This window comes from Arcicella rosea, assembly GCF_040543805.1.
GTDB classification, from domain to species: Bacteria; Bacteroidota; Bacteroidia; order Cytophagales; family Spirosomataceae; genus Arcicella; species Arcicella rosea.
In genome coordinates this window covers 127,397-143,578 of record NZ_JBEUMS010000018.1, presented here as the reverse complement: position 1 = coordinate 143,578, position 16,182 = coordinate 127,397, and the positions used below count along the sequence as shown (strand labels likewise).

Annotated in this window: 11 protein-coding genes; 6 read left to right on the top strand and 5 right to left on the bottom strand. The window is 34.1% G+C overall.

From position 1 onward, the window contains the following. Window positions 1-2 precede the first annotated feature (2 nt). The 3 genes from meaB to queA form a co-directional block, all read right to left on the bottom strand. Window positions 3-989 carry a methylmalonyl Co-A mutase-associated GTPase MeaB gene (gene meaB, locus ABID42_RS20690; protein WP_367285285.1) on the bottom strand — a complete coding sequence of 329 codons (987 nt, stop codon included), beginning with the start codon at window positions 987-989 and terminating at the stop codon, window positions 3-5. Further along, window positions 982-1,641, bottom strand: coding sequence for a 2-C-methyl-D-erythritol 4-phosphate cytidylyltransferase (locus ABID42_RS20685; RefSeq protein ID WP_367285284.1), 660 nt, complete (start codon window positions 1,639-1,641; stop codon window positions 982-984). The genes meaB and ABID42_RS20685 overlap by 8 nt, the downstream gene beginning before the upstream one ends. Before the next feature lie 105 nt (window positions 1,642-1,746). Then, complete coding sequence (gene queA / locus ABID42_RS20680) at window positions 1,747-2,799, bottom strand: tRNA preQ1(34) S-adenosylmethionine ribosyltransferase-isomerase QueA (RefSeq protein WP_323689103.1); 1,053 nt, start codon at window positions 2,797-2,799, stop codon at window positions 1,747-1,749. 506 nt (window positions 2,800-3,305) lie between these two features. Here queA and ABID42_RS20675 point away from each other — a divergent pair. Continuing rightward, on the top strand, window positions 3,306-4,616 hold the full coding sequence (locus ABID42_RS20675) for a cryptochrome/photolyase family protein (protein WP_367285283.1): 1,311 nt from the start codon (window positions 3,306-3,308) through the stop codon (window positions 4,614-4,616). Window positions 4,617-4,933: 317 nt separating this feature from the next. Here the strand turns inward: ABID42_RS20675 and cdaA are convergent, their stop codons facing one another. Continuing rightward, window positions 4,934-5,719, bottom strand: coding sequence for a diadenylate cyclase CdaA (cdaA, locus tag ABID42_RS20670; protein ID WP_323689004.1), 786 nt, complete (start codon window positions 5,717-5,719; stop codon window positions 4,934-4,936). 58 nt (window positions 5,720-5,777) lie between these two features. Then, window positions 5,778-6,446 (bottom strand): peptidoglycan DD-metalloendopeptidase family protein, encoded by a 669-nt coding sequence (locus ABID42_RS20665; protein ID WP_367285282.1) that lies wholly within the window; start codon window positions 6,444-6,446, stop codon window positions 5,778-5,780. Between the two features lie 373 nt (window positions 6,447-6,819). On the opposite strand from ABID42_RS20665, the gene ABID42_RS20660 reads away from it, so the two are divergent. From ABID42_RS20660 to ABID42_RS20640, 5 genes are all read left to right on the top strand, one after another. Beyond that, window positions 6,820-7,833 (top strand): dipeptide epimerase, encoded by a 1,014-nt coding sequence (locus ABID42_RS20660; RefSeq protein WP_367285281.1) that lies wholly within the window; start codon window positions 6,820-6,822, stop codon window positions 7,831-7,833. A 105-nt stretch (window positions 7,834-7,938) separates the two neighbouring features. Next, entirely contained in the window at window positions 7,939-8,964 is a 1,026-nt protein-coding gene (locus tag ABID42_RS20655) for an aminotransferase class I/II-fold pyridoxal phosphate-dependent enzyme (protein ID WP_367285280.1), read from the top strand. A 21-nt stretch (window positions 8,965-8,985) separates the two neighbouring features. Continuing rightward, a complete protein-coding gene (locus ABID42_RS20650) occupies window positions 8,986-10,086 on the top strand; it encodes a PDDEXK nuclease domain-containing protein (protein WP_367285279.1) in 1,101 nt (366 codons plus the stop codon). A 421-nt stretch (window positions 10,087-10,507) separates the two neighbouring features. Next, window positions 10,508-11,773, top strand: a complete 1,266-nt coding sequence (locus ABID42_RS20645) for a serine hydrolase (RefSeq protein WP_367285278.1) — start codon at window positions 10,508-10,510, stop codon at window positions 11,771-11,773. Window positions 11,774-11,837: 64 nt separating this feature from the next. Beyond that, complete coding sequence (locus ABID42_RS20640; RefSeq protein ID WP_367285277.1) at window positions 11,838-16,124, top strand: T9SS type A sorting domain-containing protein; 4,287 nt, start codon at window positions 11,838-11,840, stop codon at window positions 16,122-16,124. The last annotated feature ends 58 nt before the right edge of the window (window positions 16,125-16,182 follow it).

Genomic DNA, 16,182 nt, shown 5'->3' with positions numbered 1-16,182 from the left:
TTTTATGTTTGATAAAATAGATTCAACATTTCAATGGCAGCATTGATGGGCAACTTTTTACCTTCACTTACTTCTTGCTGAATATTTTTGAGATGAAGGCTCACACTGGGATGTTGATAAAATTTTTCTTCTAAGGATTGTTTGATAAAATCATACATCCAAGCAAGATTTTGCTCGCTACGTTTCTGTTGAAAAAATCCATTTTCAGTAAAAAGTAAACGATGTTTTTCGATGGATTGCCAAATTTCATTAATACCTTTTTCGGTAAGTGCCGAGCAAGTAAGTACTTCTGGATACCAACCTGTTTGATTGGGCGGAAATAAATGTAAAGCACTTTGATAAGCTACTTTTGCCAAATCTACTTGTAATTCATTCCCTGAATCTGTTTTGGTAATGGCAATCAAATCAGCCATTTCCATAATTCCTTTTTTGATGCCTTGCAATTCATCTCCTGCACCGGCCAACATTAATAATAAAAAGAAATCGACCATACCATGAACCAGTGTTTCCGACTGACCAACACCAACTGTTTCAATAATAATTACTTCAAAACCTGCGGCTTCACAAAGTAACATGGCTTCACGAGTTTTATTGGCTACTCCGCCCAAACCTCCACTTGTTGGCGAAGGGCGAATATAAGCCAGTGGCTCGTTGACCAGTTTTTCCATTCTGGTTTTATCACCAAGAATACTTCCTTTACTAATTTGTGAGCTTGGGTCGATGGCCAAAACGGCAACTTTTTTCCCTTGTTTAGTTAAAAATTGACCAAAAGCTTCGATAAAAGTACTTTTGCCAACGCCAGGCACACCAGTAATACCAATTCTAATTGAATTTCCAGTTTTGGGTAAAACTGCATTTAGCACTTCACGAGCCAATATTTTATCAGCGGGCAAATTGCTTTCTGTCAGCGTGATTGCTCTGCTGAGAATCATTCTGTTCGCTGCCAAAATGCCGTCGATATATTCTTTGGTTGTTAAGCGTTTAAGCATTTCGCTTCAAAATAATTTCTGCCCATTCTAAATCTTCTGGAGTGGTAATTTTAATATTTTCATAGGAACCTTCAATCAGATTAATATCAAAACCTGCAAATTCTACCACACTAGCATCGTCGGTAAAAGTACTTAATTCTTCCGTCTCAAATGCCTTTTTAATGATTGAAACCTGAAATGTTTGTGGTGTTTGAATCAAACGAACTGTTTGACGGTCAATTGCTTGTCCGTTTACTCGTACTGAATCTTTAGATGCCACACTTACCACAGCCGTTCCTTTTACTTGTGCTACTTCAAAACTTTCACGAATAATATCTGTACTTACAAATGGGCGGACGCCATCATGAACTGCCACAATTCCATCTGTTTCAATGACAGACAATCCATTTTTCCCGGATTGAAATCTTGAGTTTCCACCTTTTACTAATTGATGTGCTACAGTAAAATGATGCTTTTGACATAATTCTTCCCAAAAATCAAATTGACTTTCTGGTAATACTAAAATTAAATCAATGTCGGCAAAGGCTTCTTTAAAACGGATTAAAGTGTGCATCAAAACGGGTAATCCGCCAATTTCAATAAATTGCTTGGGCAAATTACTCCTCATTCGGCTTCCACTTCCGCCCGCTACGATGATGGCATATTTTTTCATGAATACTTAGAAAGAATCGGTAAAATCCTATAAAACAATTAGGCGAAAGACCTAAGCCATATTGATGCTTAATGTCTTTCGCCTGATTCTTAGAGATTATTCATCTTAAATAATCAACATGGCATCGCCATAACTAAAGAATTTATATTTTTCTTTGATAGCGATTTGGTATGCTTCCTTAATCAAATCATAACCACCAAAAGCAGAAGTCATCATCAATAAAATAGATTCTGGCAAGTGCATATTGGTTAATAATGCGTTAGGAATTCTGAAATCGTAAGGAGGGAAAATAAATTTATCCGTCCAACCTTCAATTGGTTTTAAGTGACCATCTGCTGAAACTGACGATTCCAAAGCTTTCAAAACAGTTGTTCCGATTGCACAGATTTTCTTTTTACCATCAATTCCTTCATTTACTACATCACAAGTTCTTTCTGTGATATTGAAATTTTCAGAATCAGTTTTATGTTTTGTCAAATCTTCAACATCTACCTGACGGAAAGTTCCTAAACCAACATGTAATGTTAATGGAGTAAAGTTAATTCCTTTTAATTCCAAACGCTTCATGATGATTTTCGAGAAGTGTAAACCAGCAGTTGGAGCAGCCACAGCACCTACGTGTTCAGCATAAATTGTTTGATAACGTTCCTCATCGGCAGGCTCTACTTTACGTTTGAAACGAATTTCATCTGGTAGTGGCGTTTCGCCTAATTGGTGAATTGCTTTCATCAACGCTTTGTGGTCGCCATCATACAAGAAACGGATAGTACGTCCACGTGAAGTGGTATTGTCAATTACTTCAGCTACTAAATCACTATCACCAAAATATAATTTATTACCAACTCTGATTTTACGAGCAGGATCTACTAATACATCCCAAAGGCGGTGTTCTCTATTTAATTCACGCAATAAAAATACTTCAATTTTTGCACCAGTTTTTTCTTTTTGTCCAAACAAACGAGCAGGAAAAACTTTAGTATCATTGGTAACCATTACATCGCCATCGTCAAAATATTCTAATATGTCCGAAAACATACGGTGCTCAATTGTTTTGGTTTTTCTATTTACGACCATTAATCGTGATTCACCTCTGTTCTCTGGTGGGTACAAGGCAATGAGGTTATTAGGGAGGTCGAATCTGAACTCAGATAGTTTCATTCTAATAATGTTTGCGGTTTTTTCGCCTGGAGTCATTTCTTACGGTTTTTAAACTTGGATTTTGTTTGATAAAATGATTGGTCTATGGGTTTTTATCGTATAAAACCAAAACATCTATCCTGATTTTATACCAAAGTCTCACGCCCTATAGCTAAATGACTTCAATACGATTCTTGCAAATATACAATTTCGAGATAGGGCTTGTCAATACAAAATGATAATAAATTAGTCTTTTAGTTGATTATTCGAAATTATTTAGCGATTATACACAGAAGCCTAAAGCGAACAAGCTCATTATTAGGCAATTGTATTTATCTCAAAAAATTGAAATAAAAAAAATATTTTATCGGATAACTTTAAAATTGCTGATTTTCAGAAGGTTTTCAGTTTAGTTAATCATTTTCACCAAAATATTTTCAAGAACCAAAACCTTAAATCGAACAAAAAGAGTAATAAACGGTTAAATGAAAGTATCTAAGTATATTATTATTTTTAACAATCGTCAAATGTCTAAAATTTCAATTTTCTGGTTCCGCCGTGACCTCCGTTTACATGATAATGCAGGATTGTATCATGCACTCAAAAAAGGTATGCCAGTATTACCAATCTTTATTTTCGACAAAAATATTTTAGATAAATTAGAAGATAAACGTGACCGTAGAGTTGAATTTATTCACCAAGCTTTAACTGAAATCCAAGCATCTCTTCAAGAATTAGGTTCTTCATTATTAGTAAAATACGGAACACCAGAAGAAGTATTTCCTGAATTACTCAATCAATATGATATAGCAAGTATTTTCACCAATCACGATTACGAATTGTATGCCAATGAAAGAGATGAGAGCGTTCGAGAATTCGTAACAAACGAAAACATAGATTTTAATACTTATAAGGACCAAGTAATTTTTGAAAAGAAAGAAGTCCTCTCTGGCACAGGCACTCCTTACACAGTTTTTACGCCTTACAGCAGAAAATGGAAAGAAAAACTCAATGACTTTTATTTAAAATCATATCCTACAGAAAAGTATTTCAAACATTTTTTACAGACACAAGCTTTTGAAATTCCAACTTTGGCGTCAATGGGTTTTGAAGCAATTGGTACAAATTTCCCCATTAAAGTATTAAGAGATTCCATTGTAAAAAATTATGCTGAAAAACGAGATTTTCCTGCCATTGTCGGTACTTCAAGATTATCTGTTCATCTTCGTTTTGGTACGCTAAGTATTCGTGAATTAGCCCGAAAAGCAAACACACTTTCTGAAACTTGGCTCAATGAATTAATCTGGCGAGATTTTTACTTCAATATTTTATACAATTTCCCCCATATTTCTCAAGGTCATGCTTTTAGGAAAGACTATGATAAAATCATCTGGCGAAATAATGAAACAGAATTTAAAGCCTGGTACGAAGGCAAAACTGGCTACCCTATTGTAGATGCGGGAATGCGAGAATTGAATGCTACAGGTTTTATGCACAACCGTGTAAGAATGATTGTTGCGAGTTTTTTAACTAAGCATTTGTTGATTGACTGGCGTTGGGGTGAAGCTTATTTTGCTCAAAAATTATTAGATTTTGATTTTGCGGCTAATAATGGTGGCTGGCAATGGGCATCTGGAAGTGGTTGCGATGCGGCTCCGTATTTTAGAGTGTTTAATCCAACGCTACAAACTCAGAAGTTTGATAAAAACCTTGAGTACATCAAAAAATGGGTTCCAGAATTGAATAGTTTTGATTACCCTCAACCAATCGTTAATCACGATGTGGCAAGAAAAAGAGTTTTGCCAGTTTATCAGAAAGCGTTGAAGGAATTAATGTGAGACTTAAGGATTTTGGACTTAAAGAATCTCGATTTCAACAGCAAATTAATACAAGCATAATCCTGAAAGGATGTTAGGATTATAGAATAAGCAAAAACAATGTAGTCACAACCCTGAAAGGGTGATATAATTGAAAAATCAATATGACCAAAATTATGTCACCCTTTCAGGGTTAGAGATTCAGACATTTCTATTTCCTCTAATCCTGCCATCCCTTCGGGATTATTAAAAAATTAATCTATACCCAACGAAAATAAATTCGATATAAAAACTTCTGTCTTCTAGTCCTAAAGTCTCCAAATCCTAAAGTCTTTATCTTAATCCTTCAAAATATAATCCTTCAATTTTACTTCTAAATCTTGAACAGACATATTTCTGAAAATCCCTCCGTGGTTTACGAATGAAATTTCTGCTTTCTCTTCTGAAACTACAATAATTGCCGCATCCGTTTGTTCACTCATACCAAAGGCTGCACGGTGTCTGAAACCTAAAGCTGGCGAAATAGTACCACTTTCTGAAACGGGAAGCATACAACGAGCCGCAGCAAGTCTTCCGCCTTTGATGATAACAGCGCCGTCGTGCAAAGGACTATTTTTATGAAAGATTGTCAGCAATAATCTTTTTGATACTTCTGCATCCAACACATCGCCCGATTCGATAAATTTCTTTAAATCATCTTCTTTTTCAATCACAATCAAAGCCCCGGTATAAGTGGTTGCCATTACTTTTACAGCTTCTACGATAGATTGTAAGGTGGAAAGATTCTCTTTTGATACTTTAGGAGTATAAAATCTTTTGAGCAAAGCATTTTCACGAAAAGAAGTAGAGCGACCAAGCATCATTAAAAAACGACGAATTTCTTGCTGGAAAATAATCAGCAAAGCCAATACACCCATGTTCATAAACTGTCCTAAAATAGAAGACAGAAACTCCATTCCTAATGCTTTTGACACCAAGAAAACACCATAAATAAGTATATAGCCAAAGAAAATCTTGTTAGCAATACTTCCTTGTATCAGTTTATAAATCTGATACAACATATATGCTACCAATAAAATATCTAAAATATCAATCCAATCAATTGTTAAAAAGCCTATTCGCATAGTATATTTTTTGTTTTAAAAAGAGGTTGTAAATATTTAGCAAAGCACGATTCATAAACTATCTGGTAATACCCAATATTGTTGCTCCGTCCAAACATATTTTCGCATACGTTTCTAATTTTGAAGGTTGGCAAACTCCAGCAAAATCGCCCTTACATCCCAACATATCAGTAATTACTTGAAAATGTAAATGTGGAGGCCAATCTCCATTAATAGGAAAGTCACCAAACTCAGCAATTTGTTCTCCTGCTTCAAAGACTTTTCCTTCAAAAAGATCTACAAGGCATTCTTCATTCAAATGTCCGTACAAAGTATAAAAAGTCTTTTCTTCTAATTGATGTTCAAGAATTATGGTTGGTCCATAGTCACCAAAACCTTTGTTATTTTGAAAACTATGCACTTTTCCAGTAAGAGGAGCAAATACTGGTGTTCCCGCAGGAGCCCAAATATCGATACCTAAATGAATGGAACGAACTTCATCATTTTGCTGAAAATGTTCACTTCTACGATAAATATAGCGATTTTCGAGGTAACCACCAATCGCACAAACGGCATTGGCTTGCTCAATTTTTCTCGTAACGTACTCATTAAATAAAGCGGTATCCGACAAATTTAATTCCGACAATTCGGAATTATTTTCAGTTAAATCAATTTCGTAAACGATATCATGTTGAAAGTCAAAAGGAACAACAGCTTGAAATTTATATTTTTTTATGGTTTCTAACATTTCAAATCTATAGTTTTAGGGCACCGTATTAAAGTAATTCCATCGCTTCAAAACAAAAACACTTTTACAAAAATCGTCGGCATTTTTCAACCTAAATCTCTTGTAAAAGTGTGTTTGTGATGAAAATTTATTTTGCTAATAAATTTCTATTTTCTTCAAAATTACAGTTTTTTAAGCAAAAAATGACCTATTTTTCATTAATTACGTCAAAAAAAAACGATTTTATGAAGTGTTTTTGAAAGTTTTCTTTTTTTGTGAAATAAAACAAAAAAGAATAAACAAGTATTTTAGTACGCCATTCAACGCAAAATCGACTTAGAAATTCTCCTCCTTTTTTAGTAACTTGATATTTCAAAAAACCAACCAATCATCAATGCAACTAATCCTTCACTCTTTTAATTTACAATTGCGTCACACTTTTACGATTACGCATGAATCACGTGATGTGCAACCTACTTTGATTGTTGAACTTCGAGATGGCGAATTCAGCGGTTTTGGCGAAGCTACCGAAACCCCTTATTATGGCGTGACAATGGCAAAAATGTCAGCGCAATTAGAAGGCGTTCGCTCGCTGATTGAAAACTATGATTTACAAAATCCAGAGCAATTCTGGAGTGATTTATATCCTTATCTCAAAGACGAACATCCTTTTGCTTTATGTGCTTTAGACATTGCTGCAAACGACCTTTGGGCAAAGAAAAAAGGACAACCTTTGTACAAACTTTGGGGCTTGAATACTACTAAAAATCCAATTACTGATTATACAATTGGCATTGATACCATTGAGAAAATGGTCGAAAAAATGCAAGAAGTACCTTTTCCATTGTATAAAATTAAATTAGGAACGAAAGATGATATTAAAATTGTACAAGAACTTAGAAAACATACTGATGCCGTTTTCAGAGTAGATGCCAATACAGCTTGGGATGTAGAAGAAACAATTAAAAATTCTTTTGCCTTAAAAAAATTAGGTGTAGAATTCATCGAACAACCGATGAAAGCCGACAATTGGGAAGGCATGAAAAAAGTATTTGCAGAGTCGGCATTGCCCATCATTGCTGATGAAAGTTGCATTGTGGAAGAAGATGTGGCTCGTTGTTTTGGTTTTTTTCATGGAGTAAATGTAAAATTGATGAAGTGTGGAGGACTTACTCCTGCCCGAAGAATGATTGCACAAGCTCATACACTTGGTTTAAAAGTAATGGTGGGATGTATGACGGAATCAAACGTGGGTTGTTCTGCCATCGCACAACTTTTACCACTTTTGGACTATGTAGATATGGATGGAATCTTGTTAGTAGATGATAAAATCTCAACGGGTGTAACCATCGACTACGGAAAAGTAATTTACGCCAACGAAAACGGAACTGGAGCGAAGTTGATTTAGTCTTCAGCTCTCAGCATTGAGCTTTGAGCTTTTTAATACTAGACAATTTTAAAAACAGTATTAAAATTTCTCATGGCTCATAGCTCAATTCTCAATGCTATAACCATGAAATACCTTACCAATCAACTCCCAAGTAATACTTTAGTCAGCGACAAACAGACTTATCTTTGGTTTAGCGGCACTTCGTATTTGGGCATTCCACATCATCCTGTTTTTAAGGAAAATTTTATTAAAGCTGTTGCCGATTATAGTACTTCTTGGGGAAGTTCAAGAAATAATACGGTTCAATTAAGTATTTACGAAAAGGCTGAAAAAGCATTGGCAGATTTTGCACAAATGCCAGCTGCTCTAACGGTCTCATCGGGAATGTGGGCGGGGCAATTGGTAGTAAACTTCTTAAAACATGAAGGTGCTACATTCTTTTTTGCTCCGAAAACACATCCTGCTTTGTGGAATGGAACGATTCCATTTTCATCAGAAAGTTATCAGGAATGGACTTTATCAATTGCCGAAAAAGTACAAAATAGTTTAGCTGACAAGATTGTCATCTGTGCCGACTCTGTGGGTTCTCCTTATGTTGAATACTTTGATTTTGAATGGATTAATACGCTTCCTTCCGATAAAAACATTACCGTCGTTATCGATGCTTCGCATAGTTTTGGGATTGATTTACCTAAAATTTCGGCTAAAAACATTCGCCTAATTATTACTTCTTCGCTCAACAAAGCAATGGGTATGACAGGAGGAGTAATTTTTGCAGAAAAAGATTTTATCGAAAAGCTCAGACATTTTCCAATGTTCTCAGGAGCATCACCAATGATGCCTGCTTTGTTGGAAGCCTTTGTCAATTCAACTAATATTTTTCAAGAGCAAAGAGTAAAACTCTTGAACAATATTCAATACTTCAATCAACAGATTCCCAATTCAAATTTAGATTGTATTGACAAATATCCTGCTTATTGTACGCATCAAGTAGGTTTGCATGAACACCTCAAAAGTCACGGTATCATGACTGCCTGCTTCCCTTATCCTACCGTCACCGATTTGCCCGTTACTCGTCTGGTAATTAGTGCCTTGCATACAAAAGAAGATTTAGATAAATTGGCTGAGGTTTTGAATATTTGGTTTTGAGTTTTAAATCCTACGACTGTTATGAACTTTGACTTATTAACGAACACTATCCTTGAAACTCATACAACACTACAACAAAGTGCTGTAAAAGCGATAAATACACATCTAACTATTCGGAATTGGCTAATTGGTTTTTATATCGTAGAATATGAGCAAAAAGGTGAAGATAGAGCCAAGTATGGAGAGGGTTTAATAGATGCAATCGCCAAAAAAATGAAAGCTATTAAAGGAATAGACCGTAGGTCACTTTTCAGATTTAGAACTTTCTATCTGTATTACCCTCAAATAGGAGATTTTTTAAAAAATTCTTCTATTATACATATTCTACCCTCTTCATTTTCAAATACAATAATTGTGGGTTCGCCAACCCCACAATTGATAAACAGCCTAAAAATAATACCTGCTGATAAACTAATCGCAAAACTTTCATATACGCACATTGAACAATTACTGTCAATTGACAACCCAATCAAACGCACATTCTATGAAATTGAAGCCATCAAAGGAACGTGGAGTGTCAGCGAATTGAAACGACAAATTGCAACCTTGTATTTTGAAAGAAGTGGTATGAGTTTAAACCCTGAAAAACTTAGTCAACTTACATTTGAAAAAGCTGAAAAAACAGACAATTACGAATTGATAAAGTCACCTTTTGTTTTTGAATTTCTTGGACTAAAAAGTCATGAAGCTATTCTTGAGAATGATATTGAAGACGCTCTTGTGGAAAATTTGCAAGAATTTATGCTTGAATTAGGACATGGATTTTGTTATGAGGCTCGGCAAAAACGTATTTTGATAGATGATGAGTACTACTTTATTGACTTAGTTTTTTATCACAGAATCCTCAAATGCCATGTCTTGGTGGAACTAAAAGCTGATGTTTTCAAGCCTGAATTTGCCTCTCAACTCAATACTTATGTGGCATATTATAATAATGAAGTAAAACGTCAAGATGATAACCCTACGATTGGGATTTTACTCTGTACACAAAAAGGGAAAAAATTAGTAGAATATGCTTTGGCTGGAATGGATAAAAACCTTTTTGTAACAAAATACTTGGTTGAATTACCAACAGAGCAACAGTTTATTGACTTTATTAACCAAGAAACCAAGAAGCTTTAGGGGCTTAGCATATTTTACTTTATGGCAATTCCATTAAACAAAATGACTATTACATTTTACTAGATGGCAATTTCATTAAACAAGATGACCGTTACATTTTACTAGATGGCAATTCCATTAAACAAGATGACAATTACATCAAACAAGATGATTATTCTATTTTACTAGATGGCAATTTTATTAAACAAGATGACCATTACATTTTACTAGATGGCAATTTCATTAAACAAGATGACAGTTCCATCAAACAAGATGACCATTACATTTTACTAGATGGTACTTGCATTAAACATGAGGTCGATTTTAGTCAAATTATGAGTATTGTAACTGATACCGAAAGTAGCACGAGTTTCCAACTCGTAAAGCAATTGTTATACGAGCTGGAAACTCGTGCTACGGAAATACATCAACAAATAGCCCAATGAATAAACAAAAAACAAAAAGAACCTTAAAGCTAATCGCTTTACTGCTAATGACTTCTATTATGACTCAAGCTCAAAATCTTGATACTGATTTCCTTCCCAAACTAATGGCTACTAAGCCCGAACAGTTCAAGGACATTTTGGATAATGCCGATAAGTATCGGGTACAAATTCTTTATACTCAGATTAATAGAGATAAAAAGAACCGTCCGACTTTTAAAATTTATGGTTTCAGAATCAACAATTCAGAGTATTTTTATCCAGCCAGTACAGTGAAGTTTCCAGCCAGCTTGATGGCTTTGGAGAAAATTAATCAGCTAAATATCAAAGGCTTAACAAAAGAAACTCCCATGTTTACGGGTGCAGAGTATGAACGACATACACCTGTAACGAAAGACTCTACGGCAGAAAATGGTTTGCCTTCAGTAGCACATTATATCAAAAAAATCTTGATGGTTTCAGATAATGATGCTTTCAATCGGCTGTATGAATTCTTAGGACAAGAAGCTTTTAATGAGACGCTTCATCAGAAAGGCTATGAACATAGTCGTATTTATCATCGCTTACAAGTGGGCATGAACCGTGAACAAAACCGAAGAACGAATCCTATTCAGTTCAAAGAAGGCAACAAGGTTTTATACGAACAACCTATGGTAATTTCTGAGAAAAATTACGCTTCTCCTACACCAATTTTAGTAGGCAAAGGCTATATGAAAGGAGATTCTCTGGTGAAAGAACCCTTTGTTTTTACTGATAAAAACTTTTTTCCATTGTTAGAGCAGCAAGGTATTTTAAAAGCTGTACTTTTCCCAGAAGCAATTCCTACTAAACAACGCTTTCAATTGACGGATTCCGACTATCAGTTTTTGTACAAGTATATGTCGCAAATGCCTACAGAAAGTACTTATCCCAAGTATGAAGCTCCTGATTTTTATCCGACCTATTGCAAGTTTTTGATGTATGGAGGTAATAAAGATACTGTAATAAATCCTAATATTCGCATCTTTAACAAAGTAGGCGATGCTTATGGTTTTTTGTTGGATAATGCCTATATCGTTGATTTTTCGACAGGTGTAGAGTTTATGTTAACGACTGTTTTACTTTGTAATAATGACGAAGTTTTCAACGACGACCATTACGATTACGAAACCGTAGGCTTTCCGTTTATGAAGAATTTAGGACAATTGATTTATGATTTTGAAAGTACTCGTCCTCGAAAATACAAAGCAGATTTGAGTAAGTTTAAGAAGAGTTATGATAAGTAAATATTACTATCTTTGAGCTACACAAATTTCAATCAATATCGTTCACATTTTTACAAACCTTTCTATGAAAAAAATTCTTTTTACTACTGTAATTCTATTATCATTCATTACCCTTGTTCAAGCCCAAATAACACTAAAACCTACATTTTATAATGTTTGTAGAGGTGCAACCATGGAACTACCTTTTACTTCAAATAGTAGCTTTGAATCAGGTAATACTTTTAAAGTTCAAATTAAAGGAACTTTCGCAGATACATGGACTGACCTTGTTACTTCTGGCACTGCTAGTCCTTTAAAATTTACGATTCAAGACTCCTTCTCAGTTGACCAATACAGCAATTATTCTATTAGAATTATTTCATCAAAGCCACAAATAACGAGTGATACACATTTCATTAGCACAGTATTGACAACTCCATTTGTTAATTTAGCTGGTATTCTTGACCCAGTCGTTAATCCAAATAGTCCGGCAGGCTTATTAATAAATGGTAGTGGCACATTACCTATTAAAGTAGTTTTAGATGACAGCTCAAGAATCAATATAGATTATTTTGAATATGGAAAAGGGTTTCCGACATATCCAACAACCTCCAAAGAATACAAAATTGCCTATGCAGAAAATGTTTGCGGTAAAGGTATATCAAGTGGTAGTGCAAAAGTAACTGTTAATGAAATCGGTATATTGCCGCTACTCAATTTTGACGAAAAGATATGTATTGGTGGAAAATTAAAATTATCCTATTCAGCTAATAACAGTTTCAATCAAGACAATAAATTTAAAATAATTTTAAAACAACTTTGGTCAGAAAAAAAAGAATTTAAGCTTGATGCTATAGACAGAGGTGGATTTTTAGAAGCCACTATCCCAGATTATATTACTACAGGGATGAAGTATGAAGCCAGAATTTCCAGTACTAGCCCGAAGGCTATTTCACCTTCTACTGGGAATCAGTACACTGTAATTATTGGTGCCGCTCCTTCAGCTGAAATACTCACATCAAACACTACGATTACAAGTGGTGAGAGGGTTACTTTAAATATTGGGTTAAAAGGAGTAGGTCCATGGAATGTTATACTAAGCAATGGAACTCAACTTAAATACTCAGATTTAAATTATACTTATGATAATTATACTGTTAATACTGATATTAACCCTCAGAGGAGCATAGATATTAAAGTAGCTTCTGTAATAAGTGCTTGCGGGGTTGGGACAATTGGAACAAAAGGAGTTAGCATAACAGTACTGAATAGTCCAGAAATTGTGATTAATCCTGTTAAACAAGAAAACCTAAGTGTATGCCTTGGGCAAACTTTTGAAGCAACTTATTCTACATTTGGAGATTGGGGTAATGACGAAAGCCTTTCTGCATTTTTATCAATTGGTGCAGGTGAAAGCTATCCTAAAATTACCGTTCCTGCTACATTCAAAGAGGGGAAATTGAAAATTACGATTCCTAAAGATTTATTAAATAAAATATATACAAAAGATTTTTATTTAGGCATTATTTCCAAAAATGGAAAAATAGCTTATAGTCCGTTTATTTTATATGTGAATAGTTTTCCTGAAGTATCATTTTTTAATGAAACTACTACTATTACAATCCCTAACAGCGGTGAAGTAAAACTACCTATCAGTATTAGAGGAGTTGGAACCACAATTGTAACGTTAGACGATTCTAGTACACACGCATTTCACTCCGAGTTTAATGGTATCCATAAAGTTTACATCCCTTTAAAAGTAAACGAAACTACTACTTTTAAAATAGCATCTTATAGCAATTTTTGTGGTAAAGGTATTTCAACGGATAATCGCTGGGCTAATGTTACAATAACAACGCCACCAACTAATGGTTTAATTCTAAAAGCATTTCCACAAAGGGTTTGTGTAGGTGCTAATGCAAAAGTTTATTTCAAAGCAACAGGAAATTTTACTAGTGATAACGATTTCAAAGTAGAACTAACTTCCTTTCAAAACAATATCCCTATCGTTTTAGGAACGGCAAAAACTTCACCCATTGACATTAAAATACCTGAAAATTTAGTGATTGAAGATAATAATTTTTATCTTATTAGAGTAATTGCAACAAACCCTACAATAAGCACAGAAACAGAAAGAATCATTATTAATAAAAAGCCTTCTGGAAAGTTATCTATCCTGACAGATGATTACAATAAAGGTATTCTTCCAAGTACAGAATTAACTTTCAATATTGAGAATTCTGGGGGATTATCAGCCTCAAATATCTTTACATTTTCAGATGGCTCAACTGCAAGTGGTAATCAGTATATTCACAAAACCTTCTCAAAAAGTACTACGTTTTCTTTAGCTTCTGTTAAAAATGAGTGTGGCATAAATACTGATGTTAAAAACAGCTTTGAAATCAACGTTTTTCCATACATTACTAACCATAATATTAATTTCACAAGAGAGGAATGTCTTGATAAATTAATTTCTTACTCATACGATGTTGAAGGGGAAATGAAAAGTGGAACAACATTCACCCTACAAATTGCTTCAGCTAAAGATTCTATTTTTAGAGATGTTGTCGTAGATACTCCTGATAATCCTATTAAATTCAAGTTTCCCACAGGTCTAAAAGACGGATATTACTTTGTCCGATTAGTCAATAAAGCCACAAAATATAATTCAGCTTGGCAATGGTTTAATTTATACTCTCCCGCAGTGGTAGAATTATCAACCAAAGATGGTTCAAACACAATAACAACTGACGGAGAAAATAGTATTGATTTAATTTATAAGATAAAAGAAGGGTCTTGGGGAACTTTTCTTACTACTGACAATTACAATCAAACTTTTACGAAAACCTTTTTTTTATTTCCTTTTGATAAAGACGAAATAACCCATAAAGTCAATCCAACCAAATCAACTACATATACCTTAAAGTCTGTTTCAAATTCAATTTGTGGTTTTGGCAAGGTTTCTGGAAGTGTTAAAATAACAGTCAAGCCTTCTGTGAAGCTAAATAGTTTAGAAAGTTATACTTTATGTCCTGAAAAAGATATTCTTCTTAACTATTCTACTTTCGGTGAATTTGCTAATGACAATATTTTTAAATTTTCGTTAGTAGATGATAAGAGCAACAAAATAGAAATTGGTCAAATTAATAAGTTACAAGGAACATTGAAGTTAAAAATGCCTAAGACCTTTGCATCTTCAACTTATAAAATGGAAGTTAGTTCGACTAACCCTGTAACATCAAAAGAATTGGTTTCTTATCTAGGTGTGTCTAATCTGCCTGACGTTACACTTTCGGGAAACACTATTATTAACCAAGGGCAAGTAACATACATAAACCTTATCAATAATGAAGCTGTAGCTGATATTAGTTCAAACTTAGATTTCACACTTTCGGATAACATAGCAAGGTCTATTTATACTCCCAATAAAAAGGCTTCAATCTTTGTCAGCCCCAACCAAACAACTACATATACATTGAAGTCAGTTTCAAATATATGTGGTCTTGGCAAAATATCAGGGAGTGCAACTGTTACAGTAAACCCTGCTTCTGACAAAATGATTAGTACAAGCCTCCCTAATAATATGCGTTATTTATGTTTAGGTTCTACTCAGGAATTAACGTTTACTTATCAAGGAAGCTTTACAGCAAACAATAAATTTTCAGTCCAAATTTCAGATAAAAATGGTGATAATTATAAAACTGTAGCTTCTGAAGGAAACGGTTCTCCTCTGAAATTTAAAGTCCCAGAAGACTTACCAATTGGTGATAATTATAGAGTACGAGTAATCGCTTCAGATGTTAATGTAAGTAGCGCATCTAATATTTATCCATTAGGTTTAAGAACTATCTCTACGGCAGAGTTGGATTCAACAACCTATCTTTTTAAAGAAGGTAAACCTGTAAACCTGAAAATTAATTTAACAGGAACCCCTCCTTGGTATGTAAAATTTGGTTCTGATGAATTATTAACAGCTTATTCTCAGGCGATTTATTCATCTCCTTATGTAAGAACAATTACTCCAACGATGCCTACTTCCTACAAAATCTTTGCTGTAAGTGACGGTTATTGTTTAGGAAAAGTACTAGGAACTGGAATTGCTAAGATAGAACTTATCACTGCCAATGAAGACCCTAAAGATTTGAATATTACGTTGTTCCCCAATCCAACACCAAACTTTGTAACGATTAGAAGTGATTATTTTAAAAATACAAGGTTGAAAATTGTTGACGCTTTAGGAAAAGATATTTTAGAACAAGATTTGGTCAAATCCGAAACGGTTTTGGATTTCAGTGGCTTTACAACTGGCTTATATTTTCTGCAATTCAATAGAGATAATAAACGGGTAGTATATAAAATACAAAAACTTTAATTTTATAAATACTAAACTCCTTTCAAGTGTTAAATTTGAAAGGAGTTATTTTTTAAAA

What these genes read in the sequence shown, in the direction of transcription:
- ABID42_RS20650 (WP_367285279.1), top strand. Translation starts at nt 8,986, where the DNA reads ATGAACTTTGACTTATTAACGAACACTATCCTTGAAACTCATACAACA.
- ABID42_RS20640 (WP_367285277.1), top strand. Translation starts at nt 11,838, where the DNA reads ATGAAAAAAATTCTTTTTACTACTGTAATTCTATTATCATTCATTACC.
- ABID42_RS20685 (WP_367285284.1), bottom strand. Translation starts at nt 1,641, where the DNA reads ATGAAAAAATATGCCATCATCGTAGCGGGCGGAAGTGGAAGCCGAATG.
- cdaA (WP_323689004.1), bottom strand. Translation starts at nt 5,719, where the DNA reads ATGCGAATAGGCTTTTTAACAATTGATTGGATTGATATTTTAGATATT.
- ABID42_RS20660 (WP_367285281.1), top strand. Translation starts at nt 6,820, where the DNA reads ATGCAACTAATCCTTCACTCTTTTAATTTACAATTGCGTCACACTTTT.
- ABID42_RS20675 (WP_367285283.1), top strand. Translation starts at nt 3,306, where the DNA reads ATGTCTAAAATTTCAATTTTCTGGTTCCGCCGTGACCTCCGTTTACAT.
- meaB (WP_367285285.1), bottom strand. Translation starts at nt 989, where the DNA reads ATGCTTAAACGCTTAACAACCAAAGAATATATCGACGGCATTTTGGCA.
- queA (WP_323689103.1), bottom strand. Translation starts at nt 2,799, where the DNA reads ATGAAACTATCTGAGTTCAGATTCGACCTCCCTAATAACCTCATTGCC.
- ABID42_RS20665 (WP_367285282.1), bottom strand. Translation starts at nt 6,446, where the DNA reads ATGTTAGAAACCATAAAAAAATATAAATTTCAAGCTGTTGTTCCTTTT.
- ABID42_RS20645 (WP_367285278.1), top strand. Translation starts at nt 10,508, where the DNA reads ATGAATAAACAAAAAACAAAAAGAACCTTAAAGCTAATCGCTTTACTG.
- ABID42_RS20655 (WP_367285280.1), top strand. Translation starts at nt 7,939, where the DNA reads ATGAAATACCTTACCAATCAACTCCCAAGTAATACTTTAGTCAGCGAC.